Annotated in this window: 26 protein-coding genes and 1 other RNA gene; 13 read left to right on the top strand and 14 right to left on the bottom strand. The window is 64.4% G+C overall.

Features of this window, described 5'->3' with window-relative positions:
- Positions 1-24: 24 nt before the first annotated feature.
- Complete coding sequence (locus tag AB6N07_RS05895) at positions 25-1,203, top strand: chemotaxis response regulator protein-glutamate methylesterase (RefSeq protein WP_370676877.1); 1,179 nt, start codon at positions 25-27, stop codon at positions 1,201-1,203.
- On the top strand, positions 1,200-2,066 hold the full coding sequence (locus AB6N07_RS05890; protein WP_370676876.1) for a protein-glutamate O-methyltransferase CheR: 867 nt from the start codon (positions 1,200-1,202) through the stop codon (positions 2,064-2,066). The genes AB6N07_RS05895 and AB6N07_RS05890 overlap by 4 nt, the downstream gene beginning before the upstream one ends.
- A 235-nt stretch (positions 2,067-2,301) precedes the next feature.
- Here AB6N07_RS05890 and AB6N07_RS05885 read toward each other — a convergent pair whose 3' ends face one another.
- Positions 2,302-2,730 (bottom strand): MucR family transcriptional regulator, encoded by a 429-nt coding sequence (locus AB6N07_RS05885; RefSeq protein WP_370676875.1) that lies wholly within the window; start codon positions 2,728-2,730, stop codon positions 2,302-2,304.
- Positions 2,731-3,306: 576 nt separating this feature from the next.
- Between AB6N07_RS05885 and AB6N07_RS05880 the strand changes: the two genes are divergently transcribed.
- Positions 3,307-3,465, top strand: a complete 159-nt coding sequence (locus tag AB6N07_RS05880; RefSeq protein WP_370674642.1) for a hypothetical protein — start codon at positions 3,307-3,309, stop codon at positions 3,463-3,465.
- A gap of 139 nt (positions 3,466-3,604) precedes the next feature.
- On the opposite strand, the gene AB6N07_RS05875 is transcribed toward AB6N07_RS05880, so the two are convergent.
- Entirely contained in the window at positions 3,605-4,168 is a 564-nt protein-coding gene (locus tag AB6N07_RS05875; protein ID WP_370676874.1) for a nitroreductase, read from the bottom strand.
- Between the two features lie 290 nt (positions 4,169-4,458).
- Here AB6N07_RS05875 and AB6N07_RS05870 point away from each other — a divergent pair, with 290 nt between their 5' ends.
- The gene (locus tag AB6N07_RS05870) at positions 4,459-5,526 is read left to right on the top strand and encodes a hypothetical protein (RefSeq protein ID WP_370676873.1); all 1,068 of its coding nucleotides are present in this window, start codon (positions 4,459-4,461) and stop codon (positions 5,524-5,526) included.
- A 150-nt stretch (positions 5,527-5,676) separates the two neighbouring features.
- Here the strand turns inward: AB6N07_RS05870 and AB6N07_RS05865 are convergent, their stop codons facing one another.
- From AB6N07_RS05865 to ruvC, 3 genes are read right to left on the bottom strand one after another with little or no spacing between them, the layout of a single operon-like run.
- Entirely contained in the window at positions 5,677-6,516 is an 840-nt protein-coding gene (locus AB6N07_RS05865) for an SDR family NAD(P)-dependent oxidoreductase (RefSeq protein ID WP_370676872.1), read from the bottom strand.
- Positions 6,517-6,568: 52 nt separating this feature from the next.
- Positions 6,569-7,186 (bottom strand): Holliday junction branch migration protein RuvA, encoded by a 618-nt coding sequence (gene ruvA / locus AB6N07_RS05860; RefSeq protein WP_370676871.1) that lies wholly within the window; start codon positions 7,184-7,186, stop codon positions 6,569-6,571.
- Between the two features lie 17 nt (positions 7,187-7,203).
- Positions 7,204-7,719, bottom strand: a complete 516-nt coding sequence (ruvC, locus tag AB6N07_RS05855; protein WP_370676870.1) for a crossover junction endodeoxyribonuclease RuvC — start codon at positions 7,717-7,719, stop codon at positions 7,204-7,206.
- 434 nt (positions 7,720-8,153) lie between these two features.
- Between ruvC and AB6N07_RS05850 the strand changes: the two genes are divergently transcribed.
- Complete coding sequence (locus AB6N07_RS05850) at positions 8,154-8,771, top strand: DUF1062 domain-containing protein (protein WP_370676869.1); 618 nt, start codon at positions 8,154-8,156, stop codon at positions 8,769-8,771.
- Positions 8,772-8,835: 64 nt separating this feature from the next.
- Here the strand turns inward: AB6N07_RS05850 and AB6N07_RS05845 are convergent, their stop codons facing one another.
- From AB6N07_RS05845 to AB6N07_RS05805, 9 genes are all read right to left on the bottom strand, one after another.
- Positions 8,836-9,900 carry an alkene reductase gene (locus AB6N07_RS05845; protein WP_370676868.1) on the bottom strand — a complete coding sequence of 355 codons (1,065 nt, stop codon included), beginning with the start codon at positions 9,898-9,900 and terminating at the stop codon, positions 8,836-8,838.
- A 171-nt stretch (positions 9,901-10,071) separates the two neighbouring features.
- Positions 10,072-10,530: a GFA family protein gene (locus tag AB6N07_RS05840; RefSeq protein ID WP_370676867.1), complete on the bottom strand. Its 459-nt coding sequence runs from the start codon at positions 10,528-10,530 to the stop codon at positions 10,072-10,074.
- 117 nt (positions 10,531-10,647) lie between these two features.
- Positions 10,648-11,394 carry a YebC/PmpR family DNA-binding transcriptional regulator gene (locus AB6N07_RS05835; RefSeq protein WP_370676866.1) on the bottom strand — a complete coding sequence of 249 codons (747 nt, stop codon included), beginning with the start codon at positions 11,392-11,394 and terminating at the stop codon, positions 10,648-10,650.
- Positions 11,395-11,527: 133 nt separating this feature from the next.
- Complete coding sequence (locus AB6N07_RS05830; protein ID WP_370676865.1) at positions 11,528-12,346, bottom strand: YmdB family metallophosphoesterase; 819 nt, start codon at positions 12,344-12,346, stop codon at positions 11,528-11,530.
- Positions 12,347-12,366: 20 nt separating this feature from the next.
- Positions 12,367-12,912, bottom strand: a complete 546-nt coding sequence (locus tag AB6N07_RS05825; protein ID WP_370676864.1) for a 5-formyltetrahydrofolate cyclo-ligase — start codon at positions 12,910-12,912, stop codon at positions 12,367-12,369.
- Between the two features lie 110 nt (positions 12,913-13,022).
- A non-coding RNA gene (gene ssrS, locus AB6N07_RS05820) (6S RNA) lies at positions 13,023-13,180 on the bottom strand.
- A 138-nt stretch (positions 13,181-13,318) separates the two neighbouring features.
- Positions 13,319-13,507 carry a hypothetical protein gene (locus AB6N07_RS05815; protein WP_370676863.1) on the bottom strand — a complete coding sequence of 63 codons (189 nt, stop codon included), beginning with the start codon at positions 13,505-13,507 and terminating at the stop codon, positions 13,319-13,321.
- A gap of 227 nt (positions 13,508-13,734) precedes the next feature.
- Entirely contained in the window at positions 13,735-14,088 is a 354-nt protein-coding gene (locus AB6N07_RS05810; RefSeq protein WP_370676862.1) for a cell division protein ZapA, read from the bottom strand.
- A gap of 3 nt (positions 14,089-14,091) precedes the next feature.
- Positions 14,092-14,373, bottom strand: a complete 282-nt coding sequence (locus AB6N07_RS05805) for a DUF4164 domain-containing protein (RefSeq protein ID WP_370676861.1) — start codon at positions 14,371-14,373, stop codon at positions 14,092-14,094.
- Positions 14,374-14,604: 231 nt separating this feature from the next.
- On the opposite strand from AB6N07_RS05805, the gene tkt reads away from it, so the two are divergent.
- From tkt to AB6N07_RS05765, 8 genes are all read left to right on the top strand, one after another.
- Positions 14,605-16,680, top strand: a complete 2,076-nt coding sequence (tkt, locus tag AB6N07_RS05800) for a transketolase (protein ID WP_370676860.1) — start codon at positions 14,605-14,607, stop codon at positions 16,678-16,680.
- 145 nt (positions 16,681-16,825) lie between these two features.
- Positions 16,826-17,836, top strand: a complete 1,011-nt coding sequence (gap, locus tag AB6N07_RS05795) for a type I glyceraldehyde-3-phosphate dehydrogenase (RefSeq protein ID WP_370676859.1) — start codon at positions 16,826-16,828, stop codon at positions 17,834-17,836.
- Between the two features lie 155 nt (positions 17,837-17,991).
- Positions 17,992-19,185 (top strand): phosphoglycerate kinase, encoded by a 1,194-nt coding sequence (pgk, locus tag AB6N07_RS05790; RefSeq protein WP_370676858.1) that lies wholly within the window; start codon positions 17,992-17,994, stop codon positions 19,183-19,185.
- A 75-nt stretch (positions 19,186-19,260) separates the two neighbouring features.
- A complete protein-coding gene (locus AB6N07_RS05785; protein WP_370676857.1) occupies positions 19,261-19,953 on the top strand; it encodes a thiamine phosphate synthase in 693 nt (230 codons plus the stop codon).
- A gap of 219 nt (positions 19,954-20,172) precedes the next feature.
- The gene (locus tag AB6N07_RS05780) at positions 20,173-21,192 is read left to right on the top strand and encodes a tetratricopeptide repeat protein (protein ID WP_370676856.1); all 1,020 of its coding nucleotides are present in this window, start codon (positions 20,173-20,175) and stop codon (positions 21,190-21,192) included.
- Between the two features lie 287 nt (positions 21,193-21,479).
- Positions 21,480-21,932, top strand: coding sequence for a GNAT family N-acetyltransferase (locus AB6N07_RS05775; protein ID WP_370676855.1), 453 nt, complete (start codon positions 21,480-21,482; stop codon positions 21,930-21,932).
- Positions 21,933-22,151: 219 nt separating this feature from the next.
- Positions 22,152-22,940, top strand: coding sequence for an inositol monophosphatase family protein (locus AB6N07_RS05770; RefSeq protein ID WP_370676854.1), 789 nt, complete (start codon positions 22,152-22,154; stop codon positions 22,938-22,940).
- A 129-nt stretch (positions 22,941-23,069) separates the two neighbouring features.
- Positions 23,070-24,071 (top strand): flagellar motor protein MotA, encoded by a 1,002-nt coding sequence (locus AB6N07_RS05765; protein WP_370676853.1) that lies wholly within the window; start codon positions 23,070-23,072, stop codon positions 24,069-24,071.
- Positions 24,072-24,090 lie beyond the last annotated feature (19 nt).

Here is a 24,090-nt window from a genome sequence, read left to right as displayed (position 1 = left end):
GATGCGAAATTGGAGACCGATTTAATGTCGGCCATCGCGCGCACGCCTTCATCTTCCGGAGCCGTTACCGACCCCATCCGAGTGATGGTCGTCGATGATTCCGTGGTTATCCGTGGCCTCCTGGGCCGCTGGCTCGACGAGGAGCCCAAGCTCGCCGTGGTCGCCAGCCATCGCAACGGCCGCCTTGCCGTGGACGATGTGCTCAGATCCAACCCCGACGTGGTCATCCTCGACATCGAGATGCCGGACATGGACGGTCTCACCGCCCTGCCGCTGCTGATCGAGAAGAAACGGAACCTCGTCGTCATCGTCGCCTCGACGCTAACCCGCCGCAACGCCGAAATCTCGTTGAAGGCGCTGTCGCTTGGGGCGGCCGACTATGTGCCGAAGCCCGAATCCAACTCCGGCGTCACCACATCGGCCGAATTCCGTCGCGAACTCATCGAGAAGGTCACCCATCTCGGCTTGCGCGCCAAGAACCGCGCTCTGCCCGGCGGGGCCAGCCGGCCTTTGTCGCGCCCCCAGCCGGGCGCCGCGCCCGCCGGAGCGCCAGCCGCTCACAGCGCCCTTCGCGCCTCGCGACCGGCGAATTTTACCATCCGTTCCTATTCCTCGGTCCGCCCGCGCATTCTGGCCATCGGTTCGTCGACAGGCGGCCCGCAGGCGCTCAACACGCTGTTCGGCGAGATCGGTTCGGCCATCGGCATGGTGCCCGTGGTGCTCACCCAGCACATGCCGCCGACCTTCACCGCCATCTTGGCCGAGCACATCACTAAGGCGGCTGGCCGCCCGGCAGCCGAAGGCCGTGATGGCGAGGTGATCCAGCCTGGCCACATCTACGTGGCTCCGGGCGGCAAGCACATGCTGCTCATCAAGAACGGCAACGACGTCATCGTGAGGCTGAGCGACGCACCGCCGGTCAATTTCTGCAAGCCGGCCGTCGACCCGCTGTTCAAGTCGGTGGCTGAAATCTATGGCACGGCGACGCTAGCCGTCGTGCTGACCGGCATGGGCTCCGACGGCGCCGAAGGCGTGCGCAAGATCGGCGAGATCGGCGGCAGCGCTATCGCGCAGGATGAGGAAACGTCGGTGGTCTGGGGCATGCCCGGCGCCGCCGCCCACACCGGAATGTGCTCGGACGTTCTCCCGCTCAACGAAATAGGTCGAAAAGTGTCCAAGATCCTGCTCGGAGGCCGTCCATGAATCCGGCGGAATACGACTACCTGCGTCAGTTCCTGAAGACCCGTTCCGGCCTCGTCCTGTCGAACGAAAAGCAGTATCTCATCGAAAGCCGTCTCCTGCCGGTTGCCCGCAAGGCCGGCCTGCAGTCGATCGCCGCGCTGGTCGCCAAGCTCAAGGAGCCGCGTGAAACGGCGCTTGCCGAAGCCGTCGTCGAGGCGATGACCACCAACGAAAGCTTCTTCTACCGCGACAAGACGCCCTTCGAGCATTTCACTCAGATGATGATGCCGGAGATGCTGAAAGCGCGCGCATCCAGCAAGAAGATCCGAATCTGGTGCGCCGCCGCGTCGACCGGTCAGGAGCCCTACACGCTCGCCATGTGCCTCAAGGAAATGGAACGACAGCTCATGGGCTGGCGGATCGAAATCCTCGGCACAGACATATCCAACGAGGTGCTCGATCGCGCCAAGGCCGGCACCTACACCCAGTTCGAGGTGCAGCGCGGCCTGCCGATCCAGTTGCTGCTCAAGTACTTCACCCAGCAGGGCGAAAGCTGGACCATCTCGCCGGAGCTGCGCTCCATGGTGCAGTGGCGGAAGTTCAATCTTCTCGACAGCTTCGCCTCGTTCGGCCAGTTCGACATCGTCTTCTGCCGTAACGTGCTGATCTACTTCGATCAGGTCACCAAGGTGGATATCCTCGGCCGCATCGCCAAGACCATGGCGCCGGACGGCTATCTGGTGCTGGGCGCCGCCGAAACGGTGGTCGGCCTCACCGACGCCTTCAAGCCAGCCCCCGACCGTCGCGGCCTTTACGTGCCCGCCGCCGCGGCCGCGGCCCAGGCGCCACGCCGCCCGATGCTGGCAGCCGGCGGCCGGATCTGATCCAACAGGCAGTTCTTTAAAAAAAGCGCCGTGGAAAAACCCACGGCGCTTTTTTTACATTTGATCGCTGGCGAGCCTAAGACCCTTCGGCCTTCGCTCCACCGACAAGCGTTATACCAAGATGCATTGAAAATGACCTTGGTATTCTGCTTGCCGATTTCTCATGTCACTGATGCAAATGAGAAATCGGCAGTGGCTCAATGAGCGGATGCGTCAGCATCTTCGCCAATTGGTATTACGTACGCTTGCGCTGCTGGCCAAGGCCCATTTGCTTGGCGAGGTTTGAGCGGGCCTCGGCGTAAGTCGGAGCAACCATCGGATAATCGCTCGGAAGGTTCCACTTCGCGCGGTATTCGTCCGGCGACAAGTTATAGTGCGTGCGCAGATGGCGCTTCAGCGACTTGAACTTCTTGCCGTCCTCAAGGCAGATGAGGTAGTCGGGCGTCACCGACTTCTTGACCGAAACGGCGGGTTTGGCGGGCTCAACGACAACCGCCTGAGCCTCGACCGCGCCCATGTCGCCACGAACGCGAGCCAAAGTGGCATGAACGCTGGCGATCAAGGCCGGCAGCTCGGGGACCGGAAGAGAGTTATGGCCTACATAGGCCGCAACAATGCTCGCCGCCAAATCGAGCGTGGTCAGGTTGTCGTCGAAATCATTCATCGGTAAAGCTCCAAGTGTCTGAAGAAATTGTCAGACAGCCTAATACGCGCGACGCAAGAGCAGATCAAGAAAAATGGGTGCGTGCGGAATATTTTAATCCATCCATTTTGTAATTCGGGTCGTCTCGAATCTCACGCCGCCGACAACCACAAGTTTCTTCGTATCCAAATGTTTGAATGCGCGGGGCACTGCCCAATTACATTAAGGCAATAGTGTGGACAAGCGTCGGGAGGGAGCGCGCGTTTCGCCCCCTCGACTTTTGGCAAAACCGGTGGTGCAAGTGATTGCTTGGCATGACATGCACAAGCCCTAGCGAGGCAGCTTTCGGGAACACCATACCCTTTGGAGCTGTTCGTTTTCAGAAAAATCCAGAAGCAAAGCCACGCTGGACTTTTGCCGCAGGTCCCCTGTCGTCAAATGTCTCGGGTCGCTAACGGGATTTTACCTATAGAAAAACTGAAGGCAACCTTCAGAAGTTGCGATTAGGTCGCGAGGGCCTCAGGGCCTATATTGAGGGTGCAAAAAGAAATGAAACAAAGAGGCCGGAAACCTCCGGCCTGGAAAAGGAAAACCGAAATGTTCGCCACCCTCAAGCGTACCGCCAAGCTCCTCCGCGCCCCCACCCAGGCTGAGCGCGATCTGGCCTACCTCAACGAAGCCGGCGACCGCTACGACCTCGAAGCCCGCGAGCGCAACCTCAACAACCGCGCCTTCAACCGGGGCCTCGGTCTCTGAGGATCTGACGGCAAGTTAGCCGACCAGCAAAACGACGACGTTGAGCGCTCGAAACCTGACCGGTTCGAGCGCTTTGTCGTTTTGAGACTGCCAGTCGTTGACAGGCGTGTACTAACGATCAGCAGCCGCCCGAGCCAACTCAGAAGCGGCTGACGATATCCTCGAGCGCCGGACGCGGCCGGTCGGTCGGCTTGAGGGTTGGCGTGCCGATGTGGATGAAGCCAACGAGGGTCTCGCCCTTGGCGAGTCCGAGCGCGGCATGCGCCTCGGCGTCATAGGCGGGCCAGTCGGTCAGCCAGCAGGCGGCATAGCCCATGGCGTGGGCGGCGATCTCAAGGTTGAGGCAAACGGCGCCGGCCGAGTAGACCTGTTCGATCACCGGAATCTTGGGGTGCTCGGTGGCTCGTCCAACAACGGCGATGACCAGCGGCGCCTTGGAAAGCCGCTGCCGTTCCTCCTCCAGGCGGGCAAGGGAAATGTCCGGCTGGTGCTCTTCGGCGATTTTGGCCAGCCGGCGCCCAGCCTCGACCCGCGCATCGCCCTCGAAGACGATAAAGCGCCAGGGTACGAGCTTGCCATGGTCGGGAACTCGGGAGGCGATGGTGAGCAGCGTTTGCAACTCGTCTGCGCTCGGGCCTGGCTCGGCGAGCAGGGCTGCCGGCACAGAACGACGGGTGAGCAACAGGTCGAGTGTGGCGTTCATGGGGGCAAAGCTCCGGAAGAATCTGCGACAGTGGAACCCGGCATATCGCCATTTGCCGTCGATGGAAATATCTGAACACCGTCCATTAGCTGGGGCCAACTTCGGCGAAAGGCGGCAGCTCAGACCATTGAAGGCGCCCCACCTGTCCGCGGCGTGTTTCAACTCACCAGGCAAATAGTCCGCAACAAGGAACCAGACTGACCATAACCGGCCGCTGGGCTTGAAATCACCACGATGATCGGCGAAGACTGGCAAACATGAACGGCATAGCTGACGGGAGACGGCAGGGCATGGCGCGATGGAATGCCACCCGCAACAGGTGGATTTCTGTAGCCCTCGTGCTGATGGCTGCAACGCCTTCGTTTGCCCAGAACGGTCCGCCGCCCGGTGGCCCAGGCGGCCCAGGTATCGCCCCGATGCCCGGCTTCATGCCGTCGGGATCGGGACCGCTTCAGCTCCTACCGCCGCCAGTTGGCGGTCCAGCAGAGCCACTTCCCGAGGCGGCAACGCCTTACGCGCCCAGCACCGCTCCCGCCGTCGAGGCCAAGCCACTGGCCACCACCGCGCCGCGCGATACGGCAACCTTGGCGTTGACGGCACGCCTTACACCTGACGGACCGCCGATCGGAGCCGGCGTCGTCTGGCGCATCTTCAACGAGACGCAGGGACCGGACGGCAGCCGCGAACTGGTGGCTGAACGGCATGGCGGCTCGGCCGACTTCGTTTTGAAACCAGGCGGCTATTTCGTATACTGCGGCTTCGGCTATGCCGGCACCACCGAGCACGTGGTCGTCGGAACCGGCCTCAAGGCCGATTCGGTCATCCTCAACGCCGGTGGCGTCCGTCTTTCCGCCGTGACCGGCAAGGACAAGCCGCCACTCGATGAAGACGATCTCAGCTTTGACATTTTCTCGCAGGAGCTGGACTCGCACGGCGAGCCAAAGGCCGTCGCCCTCGACGTCTCCCCTGGCGACATCGTTCGCCTGCCGGCCAAGACCTACAACGTCGTCGCCAATTACGGCGACGCCAACGCCCGCACCACCGCCGATATCGACGTCAAGGCCGGCAAGCTCTCCGACATCACGCTGACCGAGAAGGCCGCCAAGATCACCTTGAAGCTGGTGAGCACCGAGGGCGGCGAAGCCATCGCCAATACCCGCTGGTCGGTCCTGACCCAGGCCGGCGACCTCGTCACCTCGGGCGTCGGCGCTTTCCCGTCCTTCGTTCTGGCCGAGGGCGACTATACCGTCATTGCCAACCACGAAGATGGCCAGTTCCAGCGTATCGTCAGCGTCGTCTCCGGTGAGGATGCCGACGTCGAAGTGCTGGCGACAGACAGTCAAAAAGCCACCAACTGACCGACCGGCGGCGGCTCCCCCGGCAACCCGACCGGACTCATCTGAGTCCATATCGGTTCATGGCGAATCCCCTGGATTCATCGCGACTCACTGCCGCTCATGGCCCGTCATGGGCGCCGGCGGCAAGCCGCAAACCAGCCCCTCAGCCTCTCATTCCTCGATATAGCGACCGAAGGCGTCCCTGTAGTCCGGATGCCAGCGCGAGAGCGCCGGACGATTGTGGATCACGTCGCCGATCGCCCAGGCCATACGCTTTTCATCAAGGTGGCGCGGCGTCTCATTGTCGGGACAGAGAATGTAGAATTCGCCCTTGGCGAGCGCCGCCAGCATAAAGTCCACCACCTGCACGGCATGCCAGGCACCGGCCGGCTTCTCGGTCGAGGGATCGGTGGCGGTCAGGCCGGTGAAGGTCCAGCCGGGGATCAGCAGGTGGGCTGTGAGCCGGCTGTCCCGGTTGCGCAGCTCGTGGGCGAGCTGTTCCGTCACCACTTTCACCGCCGCCTTGGACGTATTGTAGGCGGCGTTGCCCGGCGGCGTGGTGATGCCCTGCTTGGAGCCGGTGTTGATAACATAGCCGGGGTTGCCGCTGTCGATCATCCGCGGCACGAACGCCTGGACGCCGTTGACGACGCCCCAGAAATTGACGTCGATCAGCTTGCGCCAATTGTCGGAGTTCTCGAGGACACCGCCGCCCTCGCCAATGGCGGCGTTGTTCATCAGCACGTCGACGCCGCCGAAGCGCTCGAAAGCCACCGACGCCAACGCCTCGACCGCCGCCCTGTCGCCGACATCGGTCGGCACGGCAATGATCTCCGGGCTGCCGAGCGCCTTGGCTGCCGACGCGGTGGCCGCCAGTTCGCCGCCGAGCACGTCGGCCAATACCAGCTTCATGCCCCGCTCGGCGAGACGAAGCGCCGCCGCCCGGCCGATGCCGCGCGCCGCGCCGGTAATCACCGCGACCTTGCCCGTAGTGATGATGCCTTCGACCATGGCGGCCTCCTGATTGGTTGAATCTTGGCGGCGACGACAGGGCCGTCCCGCGTCAGCGTGCCAGTTCCTTGAGCCCCTGGCGGATCAGCTGGGTGGTCGTCGCCTCGCTGCCGGCCGCCTTAGCCGCCGCCTGCACGGCGGCGGCGGCCTGCAATTGCGCATAGCCAAGATTGACCAGCGCCGACACCGCCTCGGCCACCGGCCCGGAGACGCGCGCCTCGGCGACGTCGACGGCCATGCGGATCACCGACGGATCGGCGTCGGCAAAGGCCGGCGCCTTGTCCTTGAGTTCGGTGGCGATGCGCTCGGCGACGCGCTTGCCGACGCCGGGCGCCCGCGCGATGGCGACCAGATCGCGCATGGCGATGGCGGTGGCGAGTTGGCCGGGATCGAGAACCGACAGCACGCCGAGCGCCACCTTGGCGCCCACGCCCTGTACCGTCATCAGCAGGCGGAACCACTCGCGCTCGATGTCATTGGAAAAGCCGTAGAGGCGGATCATGTCCTCGCGAACCATGGTCTCGATGGCCAGCACCGCCGCCTCGCCGGCCTTCGGCAACCGCTGCAATGTGCGCGACGAACAATAGACCTGATAGCCGACGCCATGCACGTCGAGGATCATCCAATCGTCGCCGAAGCTGTCCACCACACCCTTGAGCTTGCCGATCATGCTATTCTCCCCGCCCGTCACCCGGCCGCCAATTTCGCCAACCGGCCCACAACCGAACTACGATGATGGGCATGCGTCAGCGCGATGGCCAGCGCGTCGGCCGCGTCGTCGCTGTCGAAGGTCGCCTTTGGCATCAGTACCTTGACCATGACGCGGATCTGCCCCTTCTCGGCATGCCCAGCCCCGACGATCGCCTTCTTCACCGCGTTGGGCGCATATTCGGCAACCGGCAAGCCACGTCGCGCCGGCACCAGAAGCGCCACGCCGCGCGCCTGGCCGAGCTTCAGCGTCGCACCGGCGTCCTTGTTGACGAAGGTGATCTCGATCGCCGCCTCATCGGGCTGGAACTGGTGCAGCACGGCGTCGAGCCCGTCGTGGATCTGGACGAGCCGCGAGGCGAGGTCCATGCCAGCGTCGGACGTCACCCCTCCCGAGGCGACGAAATGCACCGAATTGCCGATGCTGTCGATGACGCCCCAGCCGGTGCGCCTGAGGCCGGGATCGATGCCGATGATTCGCGTCACAGTGGTCATGGCGGCACGCTATCCATATGTTCATGGTTTGTACAGATGGGCACCAGGAACCGTCCACCAGTCGCGGCCCAGGACGGCCTTGCGGATGGTGACATCCCCGCAACAAACCTGGTCCGAGTGGAGGTTCGCCCCGCTTCCTGGTTGCGTCCGGCGTCGGCCCTGCTATTGAGCCGATCCGTTTGAGGAAACATGAAGAGGCATCGTCTTGCCGTCGTAATGCCGGTCTCATCCCGCAGCACCTGCATCATCGGAGGCCTTGGCTTCCGAACGGCTTTTCATGTCCATCGGGTGGCGGATCGAGACCGGCTTGGCTTTGCCGCCGTCGGCATCCCGCCGCACGCCCCTTGAATTAATCCGCGCATCCGCCACGCCGTGCCCGCCCCGTCGGGCCTCGTCCGTCCCGCCGCTGGACTTCCCTTTAGGAAGACCCCGGCATGTCCGACCACGTCCTCGTTCGCTGGACCATCGTTCCGCGCGATTGTCCCCGCCCCGTCCTTGCCTGCCCGACCTGCGGCGACGCCCGCCCTTTCCATCCCAGCGGCAAGATTCGCCTCAATGCCAATGGCAAGCGGCTCGACGCCTGGCTGATCTACAAGTGCGACGACTGCGATCGCACCTGGAACCGCCCGATCTTCGAACGCCGTCTCGCGACCGAAGTGCCGCCCGACGAGCTCGCTGCGCTGAGGACCGGCGACCCGGCCTTTGTCCGCCGTCTCGCCTTCGATCTCCCCGCCCTTCGCCGCAAGACGTCGTTGATCGTCCAGTCCGACACGGTGGAGATCGAAAGGGTGGTGGTTGGCGGCAAGACCGGCGCGACAGGCGCCGAGATTGCCCTCGCCGTGCCCTATCCGGTCGGCCTGCGTCTCGATCGCCTGCTAGCAAGCGAACTCGATCTCGCTCGCAACCGGATCGCCGCCCTGGCGGGCGCGGGCCGGCTGACCGTGATCGGAGGCGGGAATGCGCTGAACCGGCCGCCTCGCGATGGTCAAATCATCCGCCTTGATCTTGTTGGCGTCGAGGACGCACCGGCCATCGTGGCCGCCGCCGGCTAAAGCAAAACGCCCCGCGACGGTCGCATCGCGGGGCGTTTTTGTCGGCTAAGGATTGTCGAGTCTGTCAGGCCGTGACGGTGTCGAGCGCCGGGTAGTCGGAATAGCCGAGGGCGCCCTCGGCGTAGATGGTCTCGGGCACCAGCGGGTTGCGAGCCGCGCCGGTCCGGAAGCGTTCGACGAGGTCGGGGTTGGCGATGTATTCTTTGCCCCAGGCAACGGCATCGGCGCGGCCGGCGGCGACTTCCACCGTGGCCTCTTCGAAGGTGAATCCCTCGTTGGCGATCAGCGCGCCGCCGAACTCTTCCTTGATATGCGGCGTCAGACGGTCGTCGCCGAAATGCTCGCGGGTGAAGATGAAGGCGATGCCGCGCTTGCCGACCTCGCGGGCAACGTAGCCGAAGGTGGCCTTCGGATCGCTGTCGCCCATGTCGTGGCTATCGCCGCGCGGGGCGAGATGCAGGCCGACGCGGCTGGCGCCCCAGACGCTGATCGCCGCGTCCACCGCTTCCAGCATCAGCCGGGCGCGATTCTCGACCGGGCCACCATAAACGTCTGTGCGCTGATTGGTCTTGTCCTGCAGGAACTGATCGAGCAGATAGCCGTTGGCGCCGTGGATCTCCACGCCGTCGAAGCCGGCCTTGCGGGCGTTCTCAGCGCCCTGGCGGAAGGCCTCGACGATGCCGGGGATCTCGGCGATGTCGAGGGCACGCGGGGTCGGATAGGGACGCATCGGCCGCAGCAGGCTGACATGGCCAGCCGGCTGAATGGCGCTCGGCGCCACCGGCAGATCACCGTCGAGCAGCGACGGATCGGAAATGCGACCAACGTGCCAGAGCTGCATGACGATCTTGCCGCCGCGCCGGTGCACGGCTTCGGTGATCGGCTTCCAGGCCTCGACCTGAGCATCGGAATAGATGCCGGGCGTACGAGCATAGCCGGCGCCCTTCGGCGTGACGATGGTCGCCTCGGTCAGAATGAGGCCGGCCGACGCCCGCTGTTCGTAATAGGTGCGCATGACATCGGTGGGAACGCGATCGTCGGTGCCGCGCGCCCGCGTCAGCGGCGCCATGACGATGCGATTGCGGAGTTCGAGGGCGCCGAGGCGGACGGGATCGAAAAGGGTGGGCATGAAGCAAGCTCCTGGCGGGATGCTGGGTGGTAACGATGAAGGGCCAGAAATAGGGGTATATGCACGCATTTCTAGTGGCCGCCGCGGGCCCTGCCTAGAGCTCGCGCATGAACATTTCCGTGAACACAGAGTAGCGGTATTAAATCAATCTCTTATGAAGTCAGCATGACCTCAGGTATCTCGGTCCGGGTGTTGGAACGAGACGATCTCGGCCTGGAAGCGATCGACCTTGTCCTGTTCGTCCGGCGACCGGGTCGGCAGGTCGGCAAGGCGGGAGAACCAGCTCATCCGGTGCTTCAGCCCGACCTGGATGGCCGGCGGCACCGATTCGGGATCGTCGAACGCGCCAATGGCCAGCTCCAGCGCCGGCCCGCCCCAGTCATAGGCAAGCGGCGTGCCGCAATGGCCGCAGAAGCCGCGCCGCACCTTGTTGGAACTCTGGAACCATGCAGGCTCGCCGCGCGACCAGGCAAAACGATCGTTGGGCGCCGACACCAGCGGCCCGAAGAACGAGCCGAACGCCTTCTGGCACATCCGGCAATGGCAGATGCTCGCCCGGCCGAGTGGTCCATCGACATGGAAACGCACCCGCCCGCACTGGCAGCCGCCGGAATGTCCGTCTTCGCTCATCTCGCACCTCTGGCAAAACGATAGCACGAGGAGGCGGTGCCATTGCCAGATGAAAAACGCCCGCCGTCCACCCGAAGGCGACGGCGGGCGCGAACAACCCGAAACGCAGGGCCGGCCTCAGCCGGCGAGCTTGGCCGCCACTTCGTCGGAGACTTCCATGTTGGTGTAGACGTTCTGCACGTCGTCGTCGTCCTCCAGGAGGTCGACCATCTTCATCAGGCTCTGCGCCTTTTCCTCATCGAGGTTCGACGTGGTCTTCGGCTTCCAGATCGACTTGATCGACGCGGCGGCGCCCAGCAAGGCTTCGAGCGCCTTGGTCACTTCCCCCATCGATTCGAAGGCGAAGTAGATGAAATGCCCTTCCTCGTCGGATTCGACGTCGTCGGCGCCGGCCTCGATGGCGGCTTCCAGCACGGCGTCATTGGAACCGACGGTGAGCGGATAGCTGATTTCGCCCAACCGCTCGAACATGAATCCAACCGTGCCGGTTTCGCCCATCGCGCCGCCGGCCTTGGTGAAGATCGAGCGGACCACCGAGGCGGTGCGATTGCGGTTGTCGGTCAGCGCCTCGACGATGACGGCGGTGCCGCCGGGGCCGTAGCCCTCGTAGCGCACTTCGTCAAAGTTGGCCGTGTCGGCGCCGGCCGCCTTCTTGATCGCCCGGTCGATATTGTCCTTGGGCATGTTCTCGGCGCGGGCGTTGAGGATGGCAAGACGCAGGCGGGCGTTCATCGCCGGATCCAAACCACCGATCTTGGCGGCCACGGTAACTTCGCGGGCAAGCTTGGCGAAGACCTTCGACCGCTTGGCGTCCTGCGCGCCCTTGCGATGCATGATGTTCTTGAACTGTGAATGACCGGCCATATTGCCTCCTGAGGGAACCGCGAAGGGGCGCGGGGGGCGCTGCCAGACGCCTCCGCGACCATCGATCACGGCACAAAATCCACGAATGGGGCGCCTTATAGGCGTTTGTTGGCGCTAAATCCAGCCGGGGCCGTTACCAAAAGGTCGGCAATGCCTCGGCAAGGCGGCCACCGATCCGGACCGGCCCGATCGCCTCGGCAAGACCCGTCGCGTCGCTCACGTCGACGGCGACGCCGCACAGCGTCGGCTCGCCAAGCGCCGGCTGGAAACGCGCCGTCGGGATCTTGCGCAGGAAGCGATTGAGCGGCTCGTCCTTTTCCATGCCCAGCACGCTGTCATAGTCGCCCGTCATGCCGGCATCGGACAGATAGGCCGTGCCGCCGTCGAGGATCTGATAATCGGCGGTCGGCACATGCGTGTGGGTGCCAACGACCAGCGACGCACGGCCGTCGAGATAGTGGCCCATGGCCTGCTTCTCGCTCGTCGCCTCGGCGTGCATGTCGACCACCACGGCGTCGACCATGCTGCCGAGCGGGCAGGCGCTGAGTTCGCGATCAGCGGCGGCGAAGGGATCGTCGAGCGCGTCCATGTAGACGCGCCCCATGACGTTGGCCACCAGCACACGGGCACCGTTGCGGGCGATGGCGACCGTGGCGCCGCGTCCCGGCGTTCCCGGCGGGTAGTTGGCCGGCCTCAGGAGTTGCGGCTGCCGCTCGATGAACACCAGCGCCTCGCGCTGGTCCCAGGCGTGATTGCCGGTGGTCACCACGTCGGCGCCGGCATCAAGGAAGTCCTGGCAGATCTCCTCGGTGATGCCGAAGCCGCCGGCGGCGTTCTCGCCGTTGACCACCACGAGGTCGATGGCATAGTCGGCGATCAGGCCCGGCAGGATGTCGGAAATCGCATTGCGACCCGAGCGGCCGACCACGTCTCCCACGAACAGCAATCGCATTGTCCGGTATTCTCCCCGCGTCAAGGAGCGAAGCGGAAAGCGTCCCGCTCGGTGACGATCATGTCGAGTGGCGCATCATGGGGTTCCATGGGCACCGCAGCCACTTCCTGCACCGAGAAGGCGATGCCGATCAAGCGGGGAAAACGGCCAGCGGCGCGCAAACCGGCTACGGAGCGGTCATAAAAGCCACGGCCGTAGCCGATACGGCCGCCGCGCCGGTCGAAAGCGCTGAGCGGCATCAAGAGAACGTCCGGCACGACTTCGCAAGCATCCGGGCCGGGACCGCGCGTGCCGAAGCCGAGCGGCACCAGTCCATCGCCCGGCCGGAAGCGGCGAAACACCAGCCCGCCCTCCACCATGACCGGCAAACCGACTGGGTGGCCGCGCGCATCAAGCCCGGCGATGGCCTCCGATAGATCGACCTCGCTCTGGATCGGCAGGAAAGCCGAAACCGCGCAGCCAGGAGGCAGATCGAGCGCCAGCACCCGGTCGGAAATGGCCGCCGAACCTTCCGCCTGCGCCGCGGCGCCAAGTCCGTCGCGACGCGACAGCGCCAGCTTGCGCACGCGCGTCTTTTCGGCGGCGACGAGGGCACGGGGAAGATCGGAAGTCGTATCTACGGGAATGGCAAGCCTCCGGAAATCACGGGAGACAACGAGCCGGCGGTAAACAGGGTGTGGCGCCCACGAACGACCGTCGGAACTGTGATCCCGGGAAACCTACAATGTAGGTGGGCGCCGTGTGCCCGAACCCACGGGTCCGGACGGTGACAGCTCCCTTGGGATCAGTAAGGCCCCGGGGATAATTGATTCCTAACGAGAAGCGCAGGTACGCCACCTCTCCTATATAGGCGAGACTGACGATCCGGCAAAGGGCCTCACCTCGACAAAAAGGCTCAAGATAAAATCCGGGCAAAAAGAAGGGCGGCAGGAAAGCCCGCCGCCCAAGTCGCTGCGCGGATCGCAGTATCTGTTACCGACCAGCCGTCATGACAACCAGCGTGCAGAGCATCGCCGCCGTTCCGGCCAGGGCAAGCACGATCAGGGCGGGGTAGCCAAACAGCGCCACCGCACCAATACCAACCAGAAGAACCACAACCATCACCGCCAGCACCTTCCAGGCGCTCACGCCCTGATCCACTGCGGACTGGTGACTGGCCATGAGATTCCTCCGAAAAAAATCCTGTCGCGCCCCATATATGGAATTATCCGTAGAGAGGCAACGCTGCTTTTGCCGCACCAGCCTTGCGCGGCCTGCATGGACCCTTCGAAAAGATCTATCGGTAAACCCGGAGTAAACGTGCCCTGTTTTCGTCTCTGCTACCAGTAGACGAAAGCCCATGTGCGTCCAGCAGTTGGTCGAACCGATGACGGGAAAGGCGGGGGCCGTCACACCATCTTTTCGGCGGCGGCCTCGATTCGGGTAGCGACCTCGACCACCTTCTCGGCAAGGCGGCGCTCGATCTCGCCCTGGCGCTCGAGCAGCGCGTCGCGGCTCTCGCGCAGCGAACGCGTCTCAGCCTCGAGCCCCTTCAGCCGCCGTTCCGTCTCCGACAACTGGTCGAGCACGGTGATGGCGCTCATCACGGTCAGCCGTTGATCGCCGATTTCGCCGAACACACCACGGATTTCGTTGAGGATGGCGTCGAGACGGCTGGCGAGCCCGTAAAGATGCTCCTCCTGGCCATCGTCGCAGGCCATGCGGTAGGTCTTACCGGCAATCGTCACCGTCACTTGGCTCAAGGGTCAGCCTCCGTGGGTATCGAGAACGGAGCGGATCGACTCCATGGCGGCGACAAGGCGACGCGATACTTCGCGATTGGCATCCTCCAGACGACCCGCCTTGGCGAGTGCGTCGTCGAGGTCACCGGCCAAACGCGAGCGATCCTCCCCGAGACGGAATAACTCGTCCTCGAGGCCGGAAATGGTGTGCTCGCCGGCCAACCGCCGCTCCACCGCAAGTTCCAGACGCCCCAGCGCCTGGTCGAGCCTTTCAAAGGCCGCGTCCAACGACGCCGCTCCGGCCATGACCGCCTCCGGATGCTCACCCGGTTCGACGAAAAATCGTCCGGAGAATTCATCGCTTCTCTGGTCTGGTTGCCACAAACGCAATGACGTGACAACGGTCCGTTAGGGGAGCGATCTGGGAAAATACCAGCTTTCCCCTTTTTTGGCCTTTGAGCGCTTTGGCAAGGGCCGGTTGTCATTGACAGATGACACCGCCCTGCTATTGATCGGCCGCTTTAGCCGAAAGACGTAATGGCGTGGCGTATCTGCCGGAAGATACGTATTTGTCCGTCAATTGGCTCGCCCAAGGAGTTTCCGGCTACATCCCGTCAGGAAATAACAATGACTGACTCTGCCCGGTACAAGAATATGGCCAACGCCATCCGCGCGCTCGCGATGGATGCTGTCGAAAAGGCCAAGTCCGGCCACCCTGGCATGCCCATGGGCACAGCCGACATAGCCACTGTTCTCTTCGGCGACGTCATCAAGTTCGACGCCGCCGTTCCGACCTGGCCGGACCGTGACCGTTTCATCCTGTCGGCCGGCCACGGCTCGATGCTGCTTTACTCCGTCCTCCACCTGATCGGTGTCGAGGACATCAGCATGGATGACATCAAATCGTTCCGTCAGTGGGGCTCCAAGTGCGCCGGCCACCCGGAATACGGCTTCGCCCAGGGCATCGAGACGACCACCGGTCCGCTCGGCCAGGGCCTTGCCATGTCGGTCGGCTTCGCGCTGGCCGAGCGCATGCTGAACGCTGAGTTCGGCAACGACATCGTCGACCACCGCACCTACGTGCTGGCCGGCGACGGCTGCCTGATGGAAGGCATCAGCCACGAGGCGATCTCGCTGGCCGGCCACCTCAAGCTCAACAAGCTCGTGCTGATCTGGGACGACAACGGCATTTCCATCGATGGCCCGATCTCGGTCTCCGAGAGCGGCGACATTCCGGCCCGCTTCCGCGCCGCCGGCTGGAACACCTACGCCGTCGACGGTCACGACCCCGTGGCGATCCTCGCCGCTTTCGAGCGCGCCAAGACATCCGACAAGCCGGTGCTTATCGCCGCCAAGACGACCATCGGCTTCGGCGCGCCCACCAAGGCCGGCACCCATGCCGTCCACGGCGCCCCGCTCGGCGCCGCTGAAATCGCAGGTGCCCGCGAGAAGCTCGGCTGGCCCTACGCGCCGTTCGAAATTCCGGCCGATATCCTTGCCAACTGGCGCGCCGCCGGCAAGCGTTCCGTCAAGGACCGCGAGGCCTGGCTCACCCGCTACAACGCCATGGATGCCAAGAAGCGCGCCGAGTTCGACCGCCGCATCAAGGGCGATCTGCCGACCGCCTTCTTCGACGCCCTGGCCGCCTACAAGCAGAAGCTGGTCACCGAGCTACCGAAGGTTGCCTCGCGCAAGGCCTCCGAGATGGCCCTCGAGGTCGTCAACGGCTCCATCCCCGAGATGGCCGGTGGTTCGGCCGACCTCACCGGTTCCAACCTGACCAAGACCAAGGGCCAGGAAGCGGTGAAGGCACCCGACTACAAGGGCACCTACATCCACTACGGCATCCGCGAGTTCGGCATGAGCGCCGCCATGAACGGCATCGCGCTGCACGGCGGCTTCATCCCCTACGGCGGCACCTTCCTGGTGTTCTCCGACTACGCCCGTCCGGCCATGCGCCTGTCGGCCCTGATGCACCAGCGCGTCACCTACGTCATGACCCACGATTCGATCGGTCTTGGCGAGGATGGCCCGACCCATCAGCCGATCGAGCACCTGGCCTCGCTGCGCGCCATCCCGAACATGACGGTCATCCGTCCGGCCGACGCCTACGAGACGGCCGAGGCCTGGGAGTTCGCCCTCACCCACAAGAAGGGCCCGACGACCCTGGCGCTGTCGCGCCAGAATCTGCCGGCGGTCCGCTTCGAGGTCAGTGCCGACAACAAGGTCGCCAAGGGCGCCTATGAAGTCGCCGCGGCCGAAGGCCGGGCGGAAGTGTCGATCTTCGCCACCGGCTCCGAGGTTGCCATCGCCATCGACGCCAAGAAGCTGCTCGACGCCGCCGGTCACCCGACCCGCGTCGTTTCGGTGCCGAGTTTCGAGAACTTCCGCGCCCAGTCCGACGCCTACCGCGCCGAAGTGATTGGTGCCGCCAAGGTTAAGATCGGCGTCGAAGCCGCCCTGCGCATGGGCTGGGACGAGATCATCGGCTCGGACGGCATCTTCGTCGGCATGACCGGCTTCGGTGCCTCGGCTCCGATCGAGCTGCTCTACGAGAAGTTCGGCATTTCCGCGAGCCACATTGCCGAGCTGGCCTCGGTCAAGCTGGCCTAACGGTATTGCTCGACGGGGACGGCGGCCTCCGCCTTTCCCGTGGAGTGAGGAAAGTTGGGAGAGCGGTCCGGAACCCGCCGGGCCGTCCCCAGACCAAACGAGGATCGGGCCGCAAGATGCCCGCCTCTGCATCAGGAGACAGACAATGGCAGTAAAGGTCGCCATCAACGGCTTTGGTCGTATCGGTCGTAACGTTCTGCGCGCGATCGTCGAGTCCGGCCGCAATGATATCGAGGTTGTCGGCATCAACGACCTCGGCCCGGTCGAGACCAACGCCCACCTGATCCGCTTCGACAGCGTTCACGGCCGCTTCCCGCACGAAGTGACGACGGGCGCCGACTGGATCGACGTCGGCACCGGCAAGATCAAGGTCACCGCCATCAAGGACCCGACCACGCTGCCGTGGAAGGAACTGGGTGTTGACGTCGCCCTCGAGTGCACCGGCATCTTCACCGCCAAGGACAAGGCGTCGATGCACCTGACGGCCGGCGCCAAGCGCGTGCTGGTTTCGGCCCCCGCTGACGGCGCCGACCTGACGGTCGTCTACGGCGTCAACCACGACAAGATCACCAAGGACCACATCGTCCTGTCGAACGCCTCGTGCACGACCAACTGCCTCAGCCCGGTCGCCAAGGTGCTGAACGACGTCATCGGTATCGATACCGGCTTCATGACGACGATCCACAGCTACACCGGCGACCAGCCGACGCTCGACACGCTGCACAAGGATCTCTATCGCGGCCGCGCCGCTGCCCTGTCGATGATCCCGACCTCGACCGGCGCCGCCAAGGCCGTCGGCCTGGTGCTGCCCGAGCTCAAGGGCAGGCTCGATGGCGTTGCCATCCGCGTGCCGACCCCCAACGTGTCGGTCGTCGACCTGGTCTTCAACGCCAAGCGCGCCACCTCGGTCGCCGAGATCAACGAGGCCATCAAGGCCGCCGCGACCTCTGGCCCGCTCAAGGGCGTGCTCGGCTTCACCGATCAGCCGAACGTGTCGTCGGACTTCAACCACGACCCGCGCTCGTCGATCTTCCACATGGATCAGACCAAGGTCATGAACGGCACCCTCGTGCGTATCCTTTCCTGGTACGACAATGAGTGGGGCTTCTCCAACCGCATGGCCGACACCTCAGTCGCCATCGGCAAGACCCTCTGAGATAGACTGAACAGGCAGAGCCCGCTCTCCGGACAGCCCCATAGGGCTCCACCGGGGGCGGGCTCGACCGCTCTTACCACGGCTGACCGCCCTTCCGCCGCAAGCGCGGCCCCGCGCATACCGGAGCGGCGGCGCACGAACCTGGGACCAAAGCCATGAGCAGCTTCAAGACCATCGATGACGCCGACGTCGCCGGCAAACGCGCCCTCGTCCGCGTCGATCTGAACGTTCCCATCGAGAACGGCATCGTCACCGACACCACCCGCATCGACCGCATCGTCCCGACGATTCTCGACCTCGCCAAAAAAGGCGCCAAGGTCATCCTGCTGGCCCACTTCGGCCGCCCGAAGGGCGAGCGCAAGGCCGAGGACAGCCTGAAGCCGATCGTCGCTCCGCTGGCCAAGGCCCTCGGCAAGCCGGTCGCCTTCGCCGACGACTGCATTGGCGAAGTGGCCGAGAAGGCCGTCGCCGCCCTGTCGAACGGCGAGATCCTGTTGCTCGAGAACACCCGCTATTACAAGGGCGAAGAGAAGAACGACCCGGCGCTGGTCGACGCTCTCGCCAAGCTCGGCGACCTCTACGTCAACGACGCCTTCTCGGCCGCCCATCGCGCCCATGCCTCGACCGAAGGCCTCGCCCACAAGCTGCCGGCCTATGCCGGTCGCACCATGCAGGCCGAGCTGACCGCTCTCGGCGCCGCGCTCGGCACGCCGAAGCGTCCGGTGCTCGCCGTGGTCGGCGGCGCCAAGGTGTCGAGCAAGATCGATCTGCTCGAGAACCTCGTCGCCAAGGTCGACATCCTGGTGATCGGTGGCGGCATGGCCAACACCTTCCTGGCCGCCCAGGGCATTAATGTCGGCAAGTCCCTCTGCGAGCACGACCTCGCCGACACCGCCAAGCGCATCCTGGCTCGGGCCAAAGAAACCAAGTGCGAGATCGTTCTGCCGGTTGACGCCGTCGTCGCCCGCGAGTTCAAGGCCGGCGCCGCCAACGAGGTCGTGTCCGTCAACGCCGTTCCGGCCGACGCCATGATCCTCGACGCCGGTCCGAAGTCGATCGACGCCGTCAAGGTCGCCATCGACAAGGCCAAGACGCTGGTCTGGAACGGCCCGCTCGGCGCCTTCGAGATCGAGCCCTTCGACAAGGCCACCGTTGCCGCCGCCCAGTATGCCGCCGCTGCCACCAAGGCCGGCAAGCTCCTGACGGTCGCCGGTGGTGGCGACACCGTCTCGGCGCTCAACCACGCCGGCGCTGCCGCCGACTTCACCTACATCTCGACGGCGGGCGGTGCTTTCCTCGAGTGGATGGAAGGCAAGGAACTGCCGGGCGTCAAGGCGCTTGAGGGTTAAGCTGATTGAGGCCAGAGGGAAAACCGGCAGAACGGATCGGTTCCTCTTGACGGTCTTTGTGCTATGAAGCGCCCCATGCTCCCGGAAAACCTGGGGGCATGGGGCTTTCCTTATCTGGAGGTCAAGTTGCGCTCCCGCCTGTTCCTGATCACGCCCCGCGTCGTCGATGCCGCCACGTTCGCGCCCAAGCTCGAAGAGGCGCTGGCCGCCGGCGACGTCGCTTCGCTGCTGATCGCCCCCGACGCCGCTCCCGACGTCGACCTCCAAGCGATCGCCGAGACGCTGGTGCCAATCGCCCAGAAGCACGATGTCGCCGCGCTCGTGCTCGGCGACAGCCGCGTCATGGGCCGCGCCCGCGCCGACGGTATCCACATCGAGGCCGGCGAGACGGCGCTCAAGGAAGCCATCGAGACGCTGCAGCCCAAATCCATCGTTGGCGCCGGCAACATCCGCGTCCGCCACGAGGCGATGGAAGCCGGCGAAGCCGGTGCCGACTACATCTTCTTCGGCCTGCTCGACCTTGAGGAAGGCGAGGAGGTACACCGCAAGACCATCGACCTCGGCGCCTGGTGGGCCGATCTGTTCGAGCCGCCCTGCGTGCTGCTGTCCGGCCGTTCCATGGACTCGGTCGAGGTCTGCGCCCGCACCGGCGCCGATTTCGTCGCCGTCCGCGCCGCCATCTGGGACCACCCCGACGGGCCAGCCGCCGCGGTTGCCGAGGCGAACGCCATTCTCGATCGTATCGCCACTGAGCGCCCCGACGCGTAAATGCAGCCATCCGAACGGGTGCGAGACTTTTCGGATCGAACGGATGTCCGCGAAGAAAGCCTGGAGCTAGGCAGATCGGCTAGCTCCAGTTGCCGCATTCCCGGCCAACTTGGCAGCTAACGCTGCCCGCACGACCCAGATTCAACCAGCGGAGCATCCGCTTTGCGATGAGGCCGACCGGGCCTGATCGGCAGATGCTCCGGCAGAGCCGAAACAGCGATGCCGATGCCGCCTGAAGTCCGCGCCACCTGTCTCGCCGCCGCGATCGGCCTCGGTTTCCTCGTCGCGCCAGCGGTCGCGGCCAAACCGGTGCCGACGCCGAAGCCAACCCCGTCAACGACGACAAAGTCCGAGGCGGCGGTGCCGGATCTGCTCAAGTCGCTGCCCGACAGCGACAAGATCGACTACGCCTTTGGCGCCTTCCAGCGCGGCTACTACCTCACCGCCTTTGAGATCGCCGTCGAGCGCGCCAAACTCGGCGACGCCAAGGCCCAGAGCCTGATCGGCTATCTCTACGCCAACGGCTTGGGATTGCCCAAAAAGCCCGACGAAGCCATCATCTGGTACCAGCTCGCCGCCAACAACGGCGACCCGCAGGCCCTCGTCGAACTGGCCAATCTCGCCGCGCTCGGCGTCGGCATGCCGGTCGACAAGAAAAAGGCGGCCAGTTACCTTGAAGAAGCGCTCGGCAAGGGCGTCGTCGAAGCCAACTACTGGCTCGGCCTTCTCTGCATCGACCCTTCCTCCGGCATTCTTGACTATGCGCGCGCCGCCGCCCTGTTCAAGGCGGCCGCCGACGAGGGCAACATCGACGCCGTCTACGCGCTGGCCGCTCTCAATCGCGAAGGCCAGGGCGTGCCGAAGAACGAGGCGGAGGCGGCCCGGCTGATGGGCCAGGCGGCCCGCGCCGGCCACATCGCCGCCGAGGTCGAATATGCCATCATGATGTTCAACGGCACCGGCGTCGCCCGCGATCAGAAAATCGCCGCCGCTTGGTTCAAGGTGGCGGCCGAGTCCGGCAATCCGGTAGCCCAGAGCCGCCTCGCCCGCCTCTATGTTGCCGGCGAAGGCGTGCCGCGCGATCTCACCATCGCGCGCCACTGGTACAGCTACGCCAAGTCGGCCGGCCTTACCGACGACTGGCTCGAACAGGCCCTGGCGCCCGAAGCGTCAAAAGCGGACGCCCCGAAGGCCGACGAAAAGCCCGCCAACCTGCCCGGCGTCGACGCCGGCAACTGATGGCGTGACCGACGAGGGCGCACACCATAGAGCGCTGTTCGATCTGATTGAATCAGATCGGCTCTCTAGGTTCTTGTTTTGGAAGCATCATCTTGTCGATCCTCGGTTCACTCCGGTCGGATGATACTCTGGCGGCAAGTCGTCATTGAAGCAGGCAGGCGCCCGCGATATGAGGTGACGCCAACGCTAGGAGATTGATGCGCAGAGACTATAGATAAGGCCGTCGAAAGCGGTTTTCGTGGCGCACGAGTTGGCGCAGTCTTTGTTGTATTCTCTCCGGATAAATTATGAAAAACGCAGATCTATCGATCCGGGCCTTTGACGAGGTCACGGATCTTCATGCGCTCTCGGGCATCTGGCTTGAGGCTTCTCTTCTGGCGCATGCTTTCATTGGCGAAAAGCGCCTGCGGGAGCAACAGATCCTTATCGAAGAAAAATACCTCCCCGTCGCCGAAACGTGGGTCGCCTGTCTTGCTGGGGCACCGGTGGGCTTCATCAGTTTGCTGGACAACTTCATCGGCGGTCTGTTCGTCCTCCCCAACCGGCAAGGGCGGGGAATAGGCCGCGCGCTGATTACCCACGCTTTGGCGCTGAAAGGCGAGCTCCTGCTGGAAGTCTATACCGGCAACGAACAGGCTCTTTGCTTCTACAAAAGCCTCGGCTTCACCGAACTGTCCCGACGGGCCGCCGACGATGAGGGCCAGCCGTTTGAAAATGCCAGCATGCGACTGATCCGCTAAGGTTCGCGAAGGCAGCCAATGGCTGTTCTCGCCCATCCTGCCTGCAACTGAGGCGGCAGAAATTGCAGCCGTTGGTCGGGAAACCGACCAGCGGCTGAGGCAGAGAATAAAATCGAACCCGGCATTCGCTTTTAAGCGAAAGCCGGGTTAGGGCTTGCACTCGGCGGCGGTTTGTGATGGCTACGCAGCCAACGTTTTTCCCTGAAGGATCCCCAGAAAATGGCTCGTTCCGCCCTCCTCAACGTCATGGTCCAGGCCGTCCGCAAGGCCGGACGTGGTCTTGCCCGCGATTTCGGCGAGGTCGAGAACCTGCAGGTGTCGATGAAAGGCCCCGGCGATTTCGTCTCGTCGGCCGACAAGCGCTCCGAGCAGGTTCTGTTCGACGAGTTGAAGCGGGTGCGTCCCACCTACGGCTTCCTGATGGAGGAGCGCGGCGAAGTGGCCGGCGAGGACGCGCAGCACCGCTGGGTGGTCGATCCGCTCGACGGCACAGCCAACTTCCTGCACTCGATCCCGATCTTTTCGATCTCGCTGGCACTTGAGAAAAATGGCGTGCCGGTTGCCGGCGTCGTCTACAACCCGGCAAACGACGAACTCTATACCGCCGAACGCGGCAACGGCGCCTTCGTCAATGACCGTCGCCTGCGCGTTTCGGCGCGCCGCGAAATGCCCGAATGCGTCATCGGCACCGGCGTGCCACACCTCGGCCGCGGCAATCATCCGCGCTATCTCAACGAACTCCGGCAGGTGATGGCCAACTGCGCCGGCATCCGCCGCCTCGGCTCGGCCGCTCTCGACCTCTGCTACGTCGCCGCCGGCAAGCTGGACGGCTTCTGGGAAGACGACCTCAACCCGTGGGATACGTCGGCCGGCTGGCTGATGATCAAGGAGGCCGGCGGCTTCATTACCGACAAGGCCGGCAAGGATGATATGCACGCCTCCCGCACGCTGGTGGCCGGCAACGAGGCGATCCACGCCCAGCTTCTCGCCACCCTCAGGAAGGCCTGACGGCAACGCGCCGTATAAACTGATGGGCTTCCCCCGAAAAATTCGGGGGAACCGGCCGTATGCCTTGCTCTTTTCGCCGTAAATCGCGTTTACTGTGCGCCGCGATCAGTGAGAGCAAGCGATAGAACCATGGCCAAAGACGCGTCCGGCATTAAGCTCACCAGCCCCCAGGTGTATCTCTGGCGGATGGCGGTGTTCCTGGTCATCGCTGCCTTCGTCGGCCTGTTGCTGTCGCGGCAGCTGAAGACAGCCTTCATGGCCAACCCCGGCCTCAACGGCCTGATCTTTTCGGTGGCGCTGGTCGGCATTCTGCTGATCTTCCGGCAGGTGGTTCGCCTGTTTCCCGAGGTGCGCTGGGTCAACACCTACCGTTTCGGCGAGCCTGGCCTTGAGGTGCGCAAGCAGCCGGTGTTGCTCGCGCCTATGGCGACGCTACTCGGTGACCGGTTTGGCCAGCGAGCCATCTCCGCCTCGGCCATGCGCTCGCTGCTCGAATCGATCGCCACCCGTCTCGACGAGGCGCGCGACATCTCCCGCTACATGACCGGCCTTCTGGTGTTCCTCGGCCTGTTGGGCACCTTCTACGGCCTGATCGCCACCGTGAACTCGGTGGGCGCCACCATTCAGGGCCTCGACGTCGGCTCAGGCACGGCCAGCGTCATCTTCGAAGACCTGAAGAGCGGTTTGCAGGCGCCGCTCAGCGGCATGGGTACGGCCTTCTCGTCCTCGCTGTTCGGCCTTGCCGGCTCGCTGATCGTCGGCTTCCTCGACCTTCAGGCCGGGCAAGCACAGAACCGCTTCTACCTCGACCTCGAAGACTGGCTGTCCACCCAGGCCGAACTCGACTCGGCCGGCGACGTCGGCGCCAGCATCCGCGACGCCCAGAACATCGACGACCTGCGCGGCGCCCTCGAGCACCTGACCAAGCAGATCCAGGACGGCGGCACCGGCAACCGCTCCGGTCAGGCGATGGCCAATCTCGCCGAGGGCATCCAGGGGCTTGTCCAGCACATGCGCGCCGAGCAGCAACTGGTGCGCGCCTGGGCGGAAAGCCAGGGCGAGCAGCAAAAGGAGATCCGCCGGCTACTGGAGCTTCTGACTGGCGCCGTCGAGCGCTCGGAACGCGGCTAAGCAATTCCAGGAAAAGTGC

It is taken from the genome of Pleomorphomonas sp. PLEO, from assembly GCF_041320595.1.
Taxonomy (GTDB): domain Bacteria; phylum Pseudomonadota; class Alphaproteobacteria; order Rhizobiales; family Pleomorphomonadaceae; genus Pleomorphomonas.
This window is presented reverse-complemented; position numbering and strand designations above follow the sequence as displayed.